The following is an 18,937-nucleotide window of genomic DNA, read 5'->3' as shown; positions in this document are numbered from 1 at the left end:
ACGGCATACACCCAAGCCGGGTATAAGATTAGAACATAATATCAATGGCCTCTAGCTCATCTTGTTCCTGTTCAGATTGACCGTTCAGGGAAATATCCTTCAGCAACATCGAAGGCTGTTCGCCAATCTGGCTGATGATTCCGAGCAGATCCTGAGCGAAATTATCGATCAGATTGCGTGTAAACAACTTGGTCGCATATTCAAACTGCCCGGTCATCCCCTCATCTAGCATCGAAATGACCAAAGTCAGATCGAATTGAGCAACTGTATGCTTTTCCGGATAAGATTCGATCTGGATCTCTCCGAAGCTTTGAACGTTATCTTCCTTCGTTTCCAGAGCAAACATGACATCGAATACAGGATTGCGGCTTAGATCTCGCGGTACCTGAAGTTTCTTCACAAGCTCCTCAAACGGATAATCCTGGTGATCGTAAGCCCCCAGCATCGTTTCTTTGACTTCGTTCAAGTAAGCAAGGAATGTCTTCTCCCCCGAAGGATAATGGCGAATGGCCAACGTGTTGACAAACATTCCGATCAGTGGCTCCAAGTCGGTATGTGTGCGACCCGAAACCGGCGTGCCTACAATGAAGTCTTCTTGCCCCGAGTACTTGCTGAGCAGGATAGAATAGGCCGCCGATAATACCATATAAAGAGTAGCACCGTTCTGACTGGCGATGCGTTCCAAGCTTTCCGTCATCTGCTGGTCGATATTGAAAGGTAGCACATCTCCCTCAAAGCTGCGAGTGACAGGTCTGACAAAATCCGTCGGCAGTTCAAGCGTCGGCAGTTCGCCTTCCAGCACGTCCAGCCAATAGGCTTCCTGACGTTTCAGCTGTTCTTTTACAGGCTCAGACTGTTGCCAAGCGGCATATTCCTTGTATTGAATTCGAAGCGGTTCAAGAGTCTCGCCGTTATACAGACGTAAGAGTTCTTCGACGAATATGCCCATCGACATGCCATCCGTGATGATATGATGGATGTCCAGCATAAGCAAGTGCCGCTCTGCTTCCCATTCAACTAAGCCCACACGTAGCAGCGGCGGCCGCTCCAAATCAAAGACTCGCACAAATCCGTCTGCGATATTTCTCGTTTCACTTTCTGTCGCTTTGGTATACTCGACGGCAAACTCCAAGTTCGGATAAATTCGTTGTACGGGTTCACCGTCCACCATTTCGAAGCCAGTTCGCAAAACTTCATGACGAGCGATTAATCCTTTGAGCGCGGACTCGAATTGATTCCGTTCCAAACACCCGACGAGAACCGTCATGCCTGACATGTTGTAACTAAGCTCCGCACCCTCCATCTGTTGCTGGATGTACAACCGTTTTTGCACGGAGGAAAGCGGATAGTAATCCTTCTGATCCAGCACCGGAATGGATCGGTGTTCCTGCCACTCCAATTGACTGATTATTTCAGCCATCGCTTCAATCGTCGAGTGTCGGAACACATCGCGCAACGGCAAGTCTACACTCAACTCCTTGTGCACCTTGCTAACCAGCATTGTTGCCCGTAAGGAGTGCCCACCAAGATCAAAGAAGTTATCCGTTACACCTATTGTTATTGGTCCGAGCACGTCCTGCCAGATGGCGACCAGTTTCGCTTCTAGCTTGGTTCGCGGCGCCACGTATTCGCGTCCTCCTCCAGCTCCTTCTTCTGGCGCTGGCAATGCCTTCCGGTCAACTTTCCCATTCGGCGTTAGTGGCAAGTTTTCCAGTTCTACAAAGTAAGATGGGATCATATAACCTGGCAACTCCTGGGCCAACGCGCCGCGCAGATCATTTACTGCCAGATCCGTTCCTGTATCCGATGTGTAATATGCACATAGCACTTTCTGCCCGTTTGCGTCATTTCGAACCAGCACCACGGTTTCGCGTACATTTTCCACCCGCAAGAGTTGTGACTCGATCTCGCCCGTTTCGATCCGGTAACCCCGGATTTTGGCCTGGTTGTCCATCCGACCGATAAAGTCCACGTTGCCGTCTTTCGTCCATCTCGCCAAGTCTCCCGTGCGATACAAACGCTCACCTGCTGTGAACGGGCTGTCTACGAACTTTTCTTCCGTCAGCTCTGGACGATTCAAGTATCCGCGCGCGACCCCAACTCCGCCAATAACCAGTTCGCCCAACACCCCGATAGGCACCGGATTCAGGTGCGCATCCACAATGTAAAACTTCGCATTTAACCACGCTTTTCCGATAGGCACATGCCCTGTCTCGGGAAGCATTTTCAGTGGCTCATCGTAGAAACTGGAGTCGATTGCTGCTTCCGTTACACCATAGGCGTTGATGATTCGGAATTGAGAGCCAAATCGTTCCTGCAAGGTTCGATAATCGGCTACGCTGCAGCTGTCTGAACTTGTGATGAGCAACGCCATCTGACTCATATCCAGCTGATTTTCATGCACATATTCCATAAACGGCACAATCAGCGCTGGCGTCGATTCAAAAATGGTCACCTGCTCCTGCTCAATCCAGTAGTGCAGACGAGACGGATCAATCCGATCGTCCTTCGGCACAATGACCATCGTGCCTCCGTTGTATAACGTGCGCGCAATATCGCCCACAAACACATCAAACGAGAAGCTGGCTAGCTGCAATAGCCGTACCGGGAACTGATCCAACCGATATTCCCGTCGGTATCCTGCCGCCGTATTCACCAGACTGCGGTGCTCAATCATGACGCCTTTGGGCTGTCCTGTTGTTCCCGATGTATAGATCACGTAGGCCAAATCCTCTGGACGGGCTTCGTGGAAGCTGTCCATACCAGAACTCATCAGCGCATTGGCCCGCTCCTCGCTGTAGGATGCTTCGTCATCGAGATACAACACTGCAGACAACGCCAGTTCCTCTGCTGTGAGCCAAGCTTCGGCACGCTCTCGCAGTGGCGTTTGCGTGAGTAGCACCTTCGCTCCGCTGTCTTGCAGCATGAACCGTACACGGTCTGCCGGGTAATCCGGATCGAGCGGTACATACGCGCCGCCTGCTTTCCAGACAGCGAGCACGGCTACCAGCAAATCCACCGAACGTTCGGCAAGAATACCGACGATGGATTCACGGCCGATGCCGCTTGCACGCAGTGTAGCGGCCAAACGGTTCGCCCGCTCATTCAGCTCCGCATACGTTAGACGGTCGTTCTCGTACACAACGGCCTCCGATTCAGGCGCTTGTTGCGCCTGTTCCTCGAACAGACGGTGGAACGTAGCTGCAGGAGCAGCTTCCACTTCTGAAAGCGCCGGGTTAAACGCGCAGAGAATTTGTTCTTTTTCCACAGTGGTTAAGAGATCCAATTCAGCAATGGTCCCTAACGGGTTACGGAGAATGGATTCGAGTAGTTGCAAGTAATGAGATGCCATTTTCTCCACCGTTTCGGTTTTATAAAGAGCTGTGGCATATTCAAACAGATATTCCAACCCTTCCTCAATCTCCGTCACGTCTAAACTTAGATCGAATTTAGAAACAATCTCTTCGCTGGCGTACGTCGATAAGCGGAGTCCAGGAAGCTGGATTTCCAAATTCTCTGTATTCTGCAAAGCAAACATCGTATCAAACAACGGATTACGGCTTAGGTCCCGAGCCACACTCACCTTATTTACCAGTTCTTCAAACGGATAATTCTGATGTTCAAAAGCACCCAGGGTGGTCTCCTTGATTTCCTTCAAATAGTCTAGGAACGTCTTATCGGCAGCCGGATAACTGCGAATAGCCAAAGTATTAACGAACATACCGATCAATGGCTGAACGTCACTATGATTTCTTCCCGCAATCGGTGTACCGACGACCACGTCTTCTTGTCCTGTGTATTTCTGCAACAATATCGTATATCCAGCAAGTAGAACCATGTAAAGTGTTGCACCGTTCTCGGATGCAAGTCGTTTCAGACCCTCGCTTTGCTCGCTATTCATAAACAATTGAAGTGTACGTCCCTCGTAACGCTGCATTGTCGGGCGCGGATAGTCAGTCGGCAATTCCAAAACCGGCAGTTCTCCGCGGAACATGTCCAGCCAGTAGGCTTCTTGCTTAGCAAGCTGCGCCTTCTGCTCGTTTGATTGTTGCCATACCGCGTAATCTTTGTACTGAATGCGGAGCGGATCAAGCGACTTACCGCTGTACAAATGTACGAATTCTTCGATTAGTACGTCTATTGAGACACCGTCAGATACGATATGATGCGTATCAAACATCAGAATATGCCGGTCCGGCGCCAGTTCGGCAAGACCTACACGCAGCAGTGGCGGCTTCGCAAGATCAAACGGACGAACGAATTGGCGCACCGTCTCTTCCGCTTGATCTCCGCTGATATGCACATATTCCACATCGAAGACGACTTCATCATAAATCTGCTGAATGGCTTCGCCTTTTATCATCTCAAAGCCAGTACGCAGCGTTTCATGACGAGCTACGAGTTCACGGAATGTTTCCGCAAACCGCTGTCGGTCAAGCTCACCTTCGAGCAACATAGCTCCCGGTATGTTGTAGCTCAGCTCGGCTCCTTCCAGCTGGTTCAAAATATAAAGACGTTTCTGAGCGGAAGAGAGCGGATAATACGCGCTCGGTTCCGCAACCGGAATAGCTGTGAACGAGCCGTTCTCCAGCTTCTCCATAGCCGTGGCCATTTCCTCAACCGTGGAGTAGCGGAATACGTCGCGAAGCGGGAATTGTACGCCTAGCTCTTTATGCATTTTGCTGACCAGCGTTGTCGCCCGCAGAGAGTGTCCGCCCAGATCGAAGAAATTGTCGGTTACGCCCACTGCTTTCTCCCGCACAAGCACATCTTGCCAGATAACAGCCAGCTTGGCCTCCAGTTCGGTGCGCGGAGCCACATATTCACGACCTCCATCTGCTCCCGTCTCTGGTGCCGGCAGTGCCTTCCTGTCGATTTTTCCATTCGGCGTCAGAGGCAGATGCTCCATTTCTACGAAGTATGACGGGATCATGTACCCCGGCAACTCGCTTGAGATGGCTCGTTTCAGGTCTGCTACGGTTAAGCCTTCTTCCGCAGTATAATAGGCGCACAACGCTTTCTGACCTTCTTGATCTTCCCTTACTACAACGACGGTTTCCTTCACACCCGTTGCACGCAGCAACTTTGCTTCGACTTCGCCTGTTTCAATCCGGTAACCCCGGATTTTTGCCTGGTTGTCCATCCGACCAATGAAATCCACATTGCAGTCTTTCGTCCACCTTGCCAAGTCTCCCGTGCGATACAAACGCTCACCTGCTGAGAACGGGCTGTCTACGAACTTCTCTTCCGTCAACTCTGGACGGTTCAAGTATCCGCGCGCGACCCCAATCCCGCCAATAACCAGTTCGCCCAGCACCCCGACAGGCACCGGATTCAGGTGTGCATCCACAATGTAAAACTTCGCATTTAGCCATGCTTTTCCGATAGGCACATGCCCCGTCTCGGGAAGCATTTCCAGTGACTCGTCGTAGAAACTGGAGTCAATCGCCGCTTCCGTTACACCATAAGCATTGATAATTCTGAATTGCGAGCCAAAGCGTTCCTGCAAGGTTCGATAATCTGCTACGCTGCAGCTGTCCGAACTTGTGATAAGCAGCTCCATCCCGCTCATATTCAGCCCCAGCTCATGCACATATTCCATAAATGGCACAATCAGCGCTGGCGTCGATTCAAAAATAGTGACCTGCTCTTGCTCAATCCAGTGGTGCAAACGAGACGGATCGATCCGGTCATCCTTCGGCACAATGACCATCGTGCCTCCGTTATACAGCGTGCGCGCAATATCGCCCACGAACACGTCAAACGAGAAGCTGGCAAGCTGCAATAACCGCACCGGGAACTGATCTAATCGATATTCCCTCCGGTACCCTGCCGCCGTATTCACCAAACTGCGGTGCTCGATCATAACGCCTTTAGGCTGTCCTGTCGTTCCCGACGTATAGATTACGTAGGCCAGATCCTCTGGTCGAGCTTCGTGGAAATCATTCATATCAGAACTCATCGGGGCATTGGCCTGCTCATCGCTGTAGGATACTTCGTCGTCGAGGTACAGCACTGCAGACAAAGCCAGTTCCTCTTCAACGAGCCAAGCTTCGGCACGTTCTTGAAGTGGTTTCTGGGTGAGTAGTACCTTTGCTCCACTGTCTTCGAGCATGAACCGCACACGGTCTGCCGGGTAATCCGGATCGAGCGGTACATACGCGCCGCCTGCTTTCCAGACAGCGAGCACGGCTACCAGCAAATCCACCGAACGTTCGGCAAGAATGCCGACGATGGATTCACGACCGATGCTACTTGCGCGCAGTGTAGCGGCCAAACGGTTCGCCCGCTCGTTCAGTTCCGTATACGTTAGGCGGTCGTTTTCGTAAACGACCGCCTCCGATTCAGGCACGCGCTGCGTCTGTTCCTCAAACAGACGGTGGAACGCAAGCACAGGAGCCGTTTCTGCTTCTGGTTGTGCAGGATTAAAGCCACCGAGAATTTGTTCTTTTTCTGCCGCTGTCAGCAGTTCCAACTGATTCACACGGATGTTCGGATTAGCTGCGACCTGCTCCAGTGCCCGGGCAAAATGACCGTGGATTGACCTGATATCTTCTTCTCTGAAGGTCAGTGCATTGTACGTAAACCGTAGCCAAATATGCTCTTCCGGAATGACAGTAATGTCCAGGTCGTAATTGGTTTGCTCCGGTGACTGGATGTTAGCGATTTTCAGCGCTTCTTTGTCCCCGCCAACAACCTGCTCAATCTGTTCCTCCATCGGATAATTTTCAAAGACCATGATATGGTTGATCAAGTCGCGCTTTTGCTTACTCAGCGACTGAATTTCGAACAACGGATATGTCTCATAAGTTCCCGATGTCAGTGCCTGATCCTGAGTATTTCTCAAAATATTAGCTATCGTTTCCGATGCTTTGCTTTGAATACGAACCGGAATGGTATTAATAAATAAACCAATCATACTTTCGATGCCTGGAATTTCAGCCGGACGCCCGGATACGACCGAGCCGAATACGATATCCTCACTGTTGTTGTATATTTGCAGAACCAGTCCCCATACGGTTTGCATGAAGGTATTAAGCGTCACCTGCTGCTGGCGTGCCACCCGTTCGATTTTCCCGGTCAATTCCTTGCTGAGTTCCACATCCATTTCAGCCATCTCAAAAGCATGCTGATTCAGCTTCATTTTTTCCTGAGGCAGTCTGGTCTGCTCGTCGTAACCCTTCAAATACTCGGACCAGTAGTGTGAAGCTTTCGCAACATCTTGCGTTTCCAGCCATTCGATATATTTGGAGTACGAAGTAACCGGTGGAAGCTCCAGCTTCCGATTCTCTTGCAACGCGAAGTAGGTTTCGAACACTTCCTTGATCATAAAGGACATGCACCAGCCGTCCATCAAAATATGGTGGTGACTCCAGATCACATGGTAGGACTCGTCGCCTGTACGCAATACGGTCACTCTCATCAAAGAGCCTTGAGCCAAATCGAACTTGTTCGCTTTATCCGCGCTAACGAAATCGGCTATGGTCTTCTCCATGTCTTCACCGCTTACCGAGCGAATATCTTCAAAGTACACTTCACACTTTCGCTCACGGAATACCACTTGAATCGGCTCGTCTCTCCAGCCCGTAATAAAGTTGGTCCGCAATGCCTCATTCCGTTGCACCAACGTATCCAATCCTTTAGCAAAGGCTTCGACATTCAAGCTTCCGTACAGATCGAAGGTCACCTGTTCGAAGTACGCTTCCGAATCAGCATCCAGCAGGCTGTGGAACAACATCCCTTTTTGCAGTGGAGTCAGGATATACACATTCTCCATTTCGCCCATCGCCGCCGTCTGTTCAGCTAACTGATTTAATTCCTCCACTGTCACATCTTGAAGCAGTACATCACTAGGTGTAAGCTCTGGTCGCTCTTTCAAAACACAATGAAGAATGACTTCGCGTAAACTCGTTTGAAGCAAGGTGCCTAATTTCTCTATCGTTTCCCGTTTATACTGGGTCTCCCCGTAACGAATCGTGAATTCCAGCATGCCTTCTGACACCATACCATTGATATCGAGGACAAAATCCATCACTGCATTCGGGCTTGAATCCGCGCCCGCACTGAATGGAGACGGCTGCACCCCGTTGCTTTCGACATCCTGGTCGAACTGACCCAAATAGTTAAAGCTGATCTCTGGTTCCAAAGTAAAGGCCTCACCGTCACGCGGTGCCGACAAATAACGCAGGATGCCATAACCGATTCCTTTGTTCGGAATACGGCGCAAGCTTTCTTTCACCTGCTTTACCTGATGACCGAGAGCCTGAACATGACTCAGCTCCAGTACAACAGGGAATTGACTTGTAAACCAGCCTACTGTACGTGTAATGTCCACATCTGGCAAAAGTTCTTCCCGGCCGTGGCCTTCGAGATTCACCAGCACACGTTCCTGACCGCTCCAAGCTTGTACCGCAAGGCCAAGCGCAGTCAGCAGCAGATCGTTCATTTCCGTATGGTATGCACGGTGTGCCTGCTTCAGCAACTGTTCCGTTTCCTCTGCTGACCAGCGAACAGTCACAATCCCGCTGTCCTTCAGCCTGGATCTGCCTTGTTCAAAATCTTTCGGAAGCGATTCATAGGTCAATTGCTCGACTTGTTGCCAGTACGCTCTTTCGCTATCTATTGCCGAGCTGTTGGCATAATCAGCAAGTTGTTTTGCCCACGTTTGGAATGAATCCGTTTTGAGCGGTAGACGAATTGGCTGTCCTTGCATAGCCTGCTCATAGCCAGTAGCCAAATCCTCAAGCAGAATCCGCCAGGATACACCGTCTACAACCAGATGATGAATCGCAATGAGCAGATGATCGCCGTCGTCACAGCGGAACAAACCGAGCTTCACCAAGGGGCCGTTTTCCAGATCGATGCTCGCTTGAATGTCATTCGCCTTAGCCTCTACCGTTTCTTTAACGTCGCGGACTCCCTTGAGATCGATAACTTCCAGATCGAACAGCGCTTCATTCTCCAGGGCGCTTCGGTTCCAAGCTGTACAACCGTTCTCGCTTTGACGGTAAACCGTGCGGAGAGCGTCGTGATGCACAACTAGCTGATGCATCGCATGGCGTAATGCTTCTTCGTCAAAACCTTGCTTGGAAAATTGCATGAACGCCTGGTTGCTATGATGCACGTCAGCCGGATTTTGTCCAAAGAACCAGTGCTGAATCGGAGTTAAGATCACCTCACCCGTTACTTCGGCTTGGCTAGCCGTTTTTTCCACCGTTTGCAGCCTTAAGCTAAGGGCAGAAATTGTCGGGTAATGGAACAAATCTTTCATGACCAACTTGTAGCCCGTTTGCAAAAGACGGGACGATACCTGCAAGGCCTTGATCGAATCACCGCCGAGCGCAAAGAAATTGTCCTTTGTGCCGACCTGATCCACACCAAGTACAGACTGCCATACTAACGCAAGTGCTTGCTCGGCATTAGTACGTGGTGCCGTGTATGCAACCTCGGCGCGAATACTCCCTTCCGGCACAGGTAACGCTTTTCGGTCTACCTTTCCGTTCGGCGTAAGCGGCATCTGATCCAGACGCATCATGCGCGCAGGCACCATATGGGAAGGCAGGGTTGTGTCCAGATGAGCCACCAGCCCTTCCAGATCGAAGCTTGAATCCGCTACGACATACGCACACAAATATTTCTGTCCCCGCTCATCCATCCGATCCATGACAAGTGCTTGACGCACACCAGCCACATTGTTCATGGTTGCTTCAATCTCACCAAGCTCGATCCGATAGCCGCGAATTTTCACCTGGTTGTCGATCCGACCGATGAAATCTACGTTTCCATCCGGCATCCAGCGGGCCAGGTCACCCGTCCGGTACAACCGCTCTCCAGCAGAGAACGGGCTATCTACGAATTTTTCCGCCGTCAAATCCGGACGGTTCAAATAACCGCGGGCTACACCCACACCGCCAATAACAAGCTCCCCGAGTACGCCGATTGGCACCGGCTTCAGGTTCGCATCCACGATATAGAACTTGGCATTCAGCCAAGCCATCCCGATCGGCACACTCCCCGTCTTTGGCAGTTTCTCCATCGGCTCATCATAGAAGCTGGAGTCAATCGCGGCTTCCGTTACGCCGTAGCTGTTAATAATACGGAACTGGGATCCGAAGCGCTCCTGCAAAGTACGGTAATCTGCTACGCTACACGCATCGGAACTTGTGATCAGTAACTGCATCGAACTGATATCGAGACCTTCGGCATACACATGTTCCATAAACGGTATGATTAACGCCGGAGTCGATTCAAACACCGTTATGGCATAGTCACGAATCCAGCCGTACAGCCGGCTTGGATCAATTCGGTCATCCTTCGGTACGATGACCATGGTGCCGCCATTATACAGCGTGCGCGCAATATCGCCGACGAACACGTCGAACGAAAAGCTCGCGAGCTGTAATAACCGGATCGGAAACTGATCTAGACGGTATTCCCTCCGGTAGCCAGATGCCGTGTTCACCAAGCTACGGTGTTCCACTGCCACGCCCTTCGGTTGGCCTGTTGTACCTGAGGTGTAAATGACGTAAGCCAAATCACCCGCCTTGTTCACATTTGCAGGATTGGATGCCGGATCTGCTACTTGTGTGCGCTTCTCAGCTTCTGCTGTGGCAGAGGTTTGGGCAGCAGCCAATTCCACTTCCGCCTGCAACGTAGCTCTCTCTTCAGCGCATGTTTCACCCCAAGCTTGTGTACCTACAGCCCCATTTTCCCCTGCAAGTCCGTACGTTGTCTCGTCATCAAGCGCAAGCACCGTTTGCAGCATCAGATTTGTATCAGTACGCCAGACTTCTGTTTGCTCCAGCAGGCAAGTCTGCGTGAGCAGGACAGATGCACCACTGTCCGCGAGCATATACTCAATTCGTTCAGCAGGGTAATCCGGGTCAAGCGGTACATAAGCGCCGCCTGCCTTCCATACGGCAAGCACCCCAATCAATAGCTCCGTGGAACGACCAGCCAAAATGCCAACCACCTGCTCAGGCTTCACTCCGTGCGTCCGCAGTATATATGCCACACGGTTCGCTTTGGCGTTCAGCTCCGCATATGTCAGCTTGCTATCTTCGTAGACAACGGCCAGCGCTTCTGGCGTACGCTCCGCCTGTTGCTCAAATCGCTCGTGGAATGTTCTCTCCCGCCAAGCTTCATGTGCTTCCGGATCTGTGCCCTCTTCCTCTTCGGAGGATTGTTTCGCGAGAGCCAGAGACGACACGTCAAACCCAACCAGCAAATCATGCTTTTCGTCATCCGTCAGGAAATCCAGATCCGCAATCCGTGCTCCAGGCTGAGCCAGAATCGACTCCAGAAGATGCTCGTAATGCCCTGCCAGCCGTACGATCGTTTCAGGTCTGAATAGCGAGGTAGCATACTCAATCTTGCAAACCAGTTCTCTCCCCGCTTCCACGATATCCAAGCTAAGATCAAACTTTGCTGTCTTCTCCTCGATGTCGAATAGCGCCCATTGCAAACCTTCCATCTTTAAATCCAAGCTCTCGTGCTTTTGTAAAGAAAACATCGTATCAAACAGCGGATTCCGGCTCAAATCCCGGTTCACCTGAAGTACTTCCACCAGTTCCTCAAACGGATAGTCCTGATGCTCATAGGCTCCAAGTGTTGTTTCCTTCACTTCCTGCAAGTATTCCATGAACGTCCGCTCTGCCGCTGGACCCAAACGAAGAGCCAACGTGTTGACAAACATGCCGATAATCGGTTGCAGGTCGGCGTGTGAACGGGCGGCAATCGGCGTGCCGACTACGATATCCTCCTGTCCCGCATATTTATGAAGCAATACGGAGTATGCGGCCAGCAAAAGCATGTACAGCGTTGAGCCCGTATCACCTGCAAGACGTTTAAGGGCTTCACTTTTGGCTTCATCCAGTGTAAACGTGAGCGTTTGACCGTCAAACTGCTGAACAGCTGGACGCGAGAAGTCAGATGGTAGCTCAAGAACCGGAAGCTCGGAGCTAAATACCCCACGCCAGTATTCCTCCTGTTGCTCAACGCGCTGTCGCTGCTCCTCGGATTGTTGCCAAACGGAATAATCCTTGTATTGAATATGCATCTCCGGTAACTCTTCCCCATTGTAAAGCCGCACGAATTCACGCAGTAGTACGTCCATAGAAAGGCCGTCGGAACCAATATGATGAATATCCAGTGCGAGCAGGAACTGCTCTTCTCCCAGTTCGATCAGCAGGGCACGTAGCAAAGGCGGCGCGCTCAAGTCAAAAGGCTGAATGAAGCCTTCAAGAATGGACGCAATCTGATCTTCACTGGCTTGAAGCTTCTCGATCTTGAAAGCGACATGTGGATGGATACGTTGAACCGGCTCTCCATTTACAATTTCAAAACCGGTGCGTAACATATCATGACGGGCCATCAACGTATCCAGTGCTCTTTCCACTCTGGCTTCATCCAGAACACCTTCTAATCGCAAGGCGCTTGGGAGGTTGTAATTCAGCTCCAAGCTATCCAGTTGGTTTAGGACATACAACCTTTTTTGCGCAGAAGAAACCGGATAGTATGCTTTGTCCTCCGCTTTGGGAATGGAAGTATGTTTCGTTACTTCTAAGCTGGCAATAGCCTCGGCCATCGCCCCTACCGTCATATAGCGGAATACATCACGTAACGGGAGTTCGACGTTCATCTCCTTCCTGATTTTGCTGACAAGGTTTATTGCCCGCAAGGAGTGGCCTCCGAGCTCGAAGAAATTGTTCAGGACTCCAATGCCAGAATAGCCCAGCACTTCCTCCCAAATTTTCACGAGTTGAGCCTCCAACTGGTTACGCGGTGCTACGTATTCAACGCCTGTTTCCATGCCACCTTGTGGCTCAGGCAATGATTTGCGATCGACTTTACCGTTGGACGTCAGCGGCATACGCTCCAGCTGCACGAAGTATGACGGGATCATATATCCCGGCATTTCCTCCGCCAATGCAGTTCTCATGGCACTGACTGTCAGCGTTCGATCCGCCACAAAGTAAGCGACAAGCGCCTTCTCACCTCCGCTGTCCTCACGAGCGAGCACCACTGCCTCTTCCACGCCCTCTACATTTAGAAGCTGAGTCTCGATTTCGTCCAGCTCAATCCGGTAACCGCGGATTTTCACCTGATGGTCGATCCGGCCTAGATATTCGATGTTGCCATCCGGTAGCCAGGTCGCCAAATCACCCGAGCGATACAGTTTCTCCCCCTCCGCAAAAGGGGAATCGACGAACTTCTCCGCTGTCAGATCCGGACGGTTCAGATATCCTCTGGCTAACCCTTCCCCAGCCACATACATTTCGCCGGAGACGCCAATCGGCACAGGACGGCGGTTTTCATCCAGAACGTATACGCTCAGCGTAGGGATCGGTTTACCGATATTACTTTTGGCTGCCTCTATCTCGACCCACGTAATTTCCTTATACGTCACATGAACCGTTGTCTCCGTAATACCATACATGTTGATCAGCTTCGTATCAGGGTATTTCGTCTTGTAGCCCTTGAGCAGCAATGGACTAAGCGCTTCTCCCCCAAAAATGACATTGCGAATCCGCAGATCATATGCATGATCCGTCAATACCTCCCGCAACAGTTGATAAAAGTACGTTGGCGTCTGGTTCAGAATGGTGACTTGTTCGCGGCCTAACAGTGCCAGGAAATCGGCTGGATTTTTCGCTGTGAGCGGTGGTACAATGACCAACTTACCTCCGTACAGTAGTGCTCCGTACATTTCCCAGACAGAGAAGTCAAAGCAGAACGAATGGAACAACGTCCACGTATCAGACGGTCCAAAGTCGAACAGGTTTTTGTCATTAAACAGGAGGCGCACAACGTTTTTATGCTCGATCAACGTTCCTTTCGGTTTGCCCGTCGTTCCCGATGTGTAGATGACATAGGCCAGATTGCCCGGGCCAGAGATCGGTTCCAAGTTCGAGACATCCAGCGCACTTCCCAAGTCCGCTTTGCCATCTCCCCAAACAAAATCATCCAATTCAAGCCGAGTTCCAGCGAAGTCCGTCTTCTCATGCAATTTCTTTTGAATCAGCAATAATGGTGCACCGGAATCCTCGATCATGAAACGAATACGCTCTTCCGGATAGTCGGGATCGACAGGCACGTAAGCTCCGCCCGCTTTGAGAATCGCCAGAATGCCGACGACCATATCAAGCGAACGTTCGGCCAAAATGGCCACCAACTGATCCGCTTCGACTCCGGTCTCCCTCAGTTTTCGTGCGAGGCGATTCGATTGTTCATTTAACTCGCGGTAGGTCAATTGCTTCTCATTCATAACAGCCGCCACGTTATTCGGGTAGAGCTCTGCTTGTTCTTCGAACAGTCCGTGAATGGTTTTCTGACGTGGGTAGTCCGCCTCCGAATCGTTAAACCCGTGCATCAGCTCGTGGATTTCCTCACCCGTAAGCATTTCCAGTGATGCAATGTCCCTGTCCGGTGCTGCTACGATGGTTTCGAGCAACTTGTCATAATGTCTGGCGAACCGCTCCGCAGTTTCCTGTTTGTACAGAGCCGTAGCGTACTCCAACCGACATTCAAGCTGACCATCCAGCTCCGAAATATCTAGTAGCAAATCGAACTTGGATGTTCGGTTTTCCAGCGGATAAAAAGATTGTTCAAGCCCCTCGATGACAATTCGCTCGTTCTCCGTATTTTGCAGGGAGAAGAACGTATCAAAGAGCGGATTCCGGCCAGTCGCGCGCGCAATGTGCAGACTCTCCACCAAGTCTTCGAACAAATAATTTTGATTTTCAAAAGCCCCAAGTGTGATGTCCTTAACTTCATCAAGGTAGGAAAGGTAAAGCTTGGAACGCTCTGGACGGCTACGAATGGCCAGTGTGTTGATGAACATTCCCACGATAGGTTGCACTTCTTCTTGCGTTCTTCCGGCAATCGGCGTTCCTACGATCAGATCTTCCTGGCCCGAATATTTATGCATAAGGATGGAGTACGCCGACAGTAGCACCATATACAGGGTCGTTCCCGTCCGTGCCGCAAGTTCTTTCAACTTCTCCGTTCGTTCTTTCCCGATATTAAACTTTACAGTCCGGCCGTCAAAGCTCTGCACCGCAGGACGCGGGTAATCCGTCGGTAGCTCCAAAACAGGCAATTCACCCGACAACTGTTCCAGCCAGTACTCCTTCTGCGGCTCAAGCATCAGCCCATAGGCTTCGGAATGTTGCCACACAGCATAGTCTTTGTATTGAATGTGTAGTGGAGCCAATGCTTCACTCCGATACAGACGACTGAACTCGTCGAAAAGCAACGCAGTCGAAATGCCATCGGAGACGATATGATGCATATCGAACAACATAATGTGGCGATTCTTGGCGACTTGGATCAGGCCGATACGTAGAAGTGGCGGCTTGGTCAGATCAAACGGGCGATAATAAGCCTCCACCATTTGATCTAATTCCTGCTCGTTCACCTGGAAATAATCCACGGCAAACTGCACCTCATCATAGATGCGCTGCACAAGCTCGCCCTGAACCTGCTCGATCCCGGTGCGCAGCGTCTCATGGCGCTGAATCAGTGCCCGGAATACTTGCTCGACGCGCGTATGATCCAATGCACCTTCGAGTAGAAGCGCCGCTGACATATTGTAGCTACGCTCGGCTCCATCAAGCTGGCGCAGGATGTACAAACGCTTTTGTTCAGATGAAACCGGATAGTACTCTGCCTGGGCTGTCTTTGTAATCTCGTATGTCTCCTGCTGCTTTAAGCCACCGATTCTCTGGGCCAACTGTTCAATCGTGGTGTAGCGAAAAACATCCCGCAACGGAACCTCGACTTGCAGTTCCTTCCGAATCTTGGAAACCAGTGAGGAGGCCCGCAAGGAATGCCCTCCCAGGTCGAAGAAATCATCTTGAACGCCAACTCGCGCAATACCCAGCACCTGTTGCCAAATGAGCGCAATCCTTGTTTCAAGCCCTGTGCGAGGTGCTATATACTCATGTCCTGCCTCTACCTCTCCGCTCGGTTCAGGCAACCCTTTACGATCAATTTTACCGTTCGGCGTAAGGGGAAGCTTATCGAGTGATACGAATCGAGCCGGGATCATATGGACAGGTAGCTCTTCCTTCAATTGAGACAGCAGATCGCTTATCTGCAAAGATACATCGCTAGCAACGTAACCACACAAATACTTCTGCCCCTGTTCATCCATACGGTCGATCACTACAGCCTGCTTAATGCCAGGATAACGTAGCAAAGCCGTTTCAATCTCCCCGAGTTCGATTCGGAACCCGCGAATTTTCACCTGGTAATCGATCCGGCCGATGAAGTCCACGTTTCCGTCTTCAAGCCAACGAGCCAAGTCCCCTGTCCGGTACAGACGTTCGCCCGGTACAAACGGGCTCTCTACAAACTTCTCAGCGGTTAAGTCGGAACGTTTCCAGTATCCGCGGGCTACCCCAGCACCACCAATAACAAGTTCCCCCGGAACCCCTATAGGCACTGGCTTTAATGCAGCATCAACAATATAGAATCTGGCGTTCAGCCAAGCTTTGCCGATTGGCACATGGCCCGACGTCGGCAGTTTGTCCAACGGCTCATCGTAAAAGCTGCTGTCAATCGCCGCTTCCGTCACTCCATAGCTGTTAATAATGCGGAATTGCCCGCCGAATCTTTCCTGTAACAATTGATAGTCGTTAACACTGCAAGCATCCGAGCTGGTAATCAGCAACTGCATGGAGCTAACGTCCAGCTTTTCTTCATAGATATGTTGCATGAACGGCAGAATGAGCGCAGGCGTTGATTCAAATACCGTAATGTTTTGATCCCGAATCCAGCCGTATAATCGGTTTGGATCAATCCGGTCATCCTTCGGCACAATCACCATAGTACCCCCGTTGTACAGCGTGCGTGCGATATCTCCGACGAATACGTCAAACGAGAAACTCGCCAGTTGCAGCAGCCGTACCGGGAACTGATCCAATCGGTACTCAAGGCGGTATGCATCCGCCGTATTTACGAGACTGCCATGCTCAACCATGACACCTTTCGGATGTCCCGTTGTACCCGAGGTGTAAATCACATAAGCCAAGTCTTGCGGAGCACTGTCGACAGAGTCAAATCCCATGCCAACCGCGTCCCCGGTATAAAGCTGCTCATCGTCCATGGCATAAACCGCTTGAAGCTTCAGCCTGTCATCAGCCAGCCAACCTCCGGCCCGCTCCAACAAATGACGTTGCGTAAGCAACACCGATGCCTCGCTGTCGCTTAGCATATACTCGATTCGCTCTGCCGGATAATCAGGATCTAGCGGCACATAGGCTCCGCCCGCTTTCCATACAGCGAGTACCCCTACCAGCAGTTCGACCGAACGTTCCGCCCAGATCCCTGTAATGCTCTCCTTTCCCACACCCTGTTCACGAAGGAGAGAAGCCAGACGTTCGGCCCGCTCGTTCAACTCGCCATACGTCAGCTGTTGATCCATATAGATGACTGCAGGATGATCCGGTATTTCCCTTGCAAACTTTTCAATATATCGATGAAACGCTTGTGCCTCGCTGAGTTCTGCCACTGGCGGGTTGAAAACGTTCAATATGCGATGTCTCTCCTCATCACTGAGCAGAGAAAGTTCACATACCCGTAGTTCGGGTGTCTGAAGGAACTGATCCAGAACCGTTACATACTGTTCCATAATCCGATCAATTTCGGCCTTCTTGAACAGGCCAGTACGGTAAGAAGCATGCAGAATGACATGTCCTTCATTCAGCATATGGTCGAAGCGCAGCAACAAATCGTCCATCTCATGTCTGGCAAAATGAGCCTCCAGGCGTACTTTGATTTCTTCGTACTCCTCAATTTTCAGAGGCAGATATTCCAGAGATGTGCGGAAAAGCTCCGACAGATCGTTGCGTCCATGTTGCTCACGCAAATCCTGGATCAATTGGTTATACGGATATTTCTGATACCGTAGATCCGCCGTATTTTCCTTGGAAACGGTCTGGATCAGGGACATCAGATGAGCGTCTGGATCAAGATGAATCCGTGTGGCCACAGTGCTGACGAACATACCAATGGTTTCTTTTTCCTTTTTGCTGGTACGATTGGCGAAAACCGTGCCGACCGGCACATCGGTGCTGTCAGTCAGCTTGTACAGCAGGGCGTACATGGTGGACAGAAATAACGTATATAAGCTGACCTGATATCGTTCACTGAAGGCCAGAATGCGTTCATACCGGGAACCGTCCAAAGTGATGGCGAGTTTATTGGACTCACTGCCAACGGAGAATGATGGCACCGATTTAATGCCCGTCGTTTCAGGCAACGTACTGTACTTTGTCAGCCAATATTCCTTGCCTTTTTGATAGCGTTGTGATTGCTCATACTCTTGCTCAGCAGAAATATAATCCAAATAGGAGGGAGCCTGATCATTACCTGAGATATCTTTATCTCTGCCATTCTCATTCTCATTCTCTTTGACTTTGCCTTTTACCTTACCTTTGTCTTTGCGCAGTTTCAGATATTTTTCCATCACGGCATGCAACAAAGCATTTACGGACAAACCGTCAGCAATGATATGATTTATCGTCAAATTAAGCCATACCTGACCATTTGCAAAATGAATAATTGTAAATTGGTAAAGGTGTTCGTCAAACACGCTTACCGGTTTTTCGCTTACTCCGTTTACCCATGTATAAAATTGTTCAGTTGTATCTAATTCGAGGTGGCTTATCCTGGCTTGCACATTCTCCAGTTCTTCAAACCACTGTGTTGGATGTTGTAAATCTCCACTAAGACGGATGCGGAAAGCATCATAGGTTTTGACGATTTCACCCGTCGCTTGCTCCAGAAGCGGTGTGTCAATCTCACCCGTAATTTGGTAAGTTGCGGAAAGCATCGTGATGGACGTACCCGGATTCATAATTTCCATAAACCATATTCGGCGCTGGGCTTGCGTTAATCCGTATTGCTTGTTGGTATTTTCTCTCACATCGAC

Annotated in this window: 1 protein-coding gene; it reads right to left on the bottom strand. The window is 50.6% G+C overall.

Annotated features, from left to right (window positions below; genetic code table 11):
• Positions 1-28 precede the first annotated feature (28 nt).
• On the bottom strand, positions 29-18,931 hold the full coding sequence (locus tag H7T88_RS02860; RefSeq protein ID WP_221786775.1) for a non-ribosomal peptide synthetase: 18,903 nt from the start codon (positions 18,929-18,931) through the stop codon (positions 29-31).
• Between the last annotated feature and the right edge of the window lie 6 nt (positions 18,932-18,937).

The sequence above is a fragment of the Paenibacillus cucumis (ex Kampfer et al. 2016) genome (assembly GCF_019748695.1).
GTDB classification, from domain to species: domain Bacteria; phylum Bacillota; class Bacilli; order Paenibacillales; family Paenibacillaceae; genus Paenibacillus; species Paenibacillus polysaccharolyticus.
The sequence above is the reverse complement of the archived record's forward strand: the minus strand, read 5'-3'. Positions and strand labels throughout refer to the sequence as shown.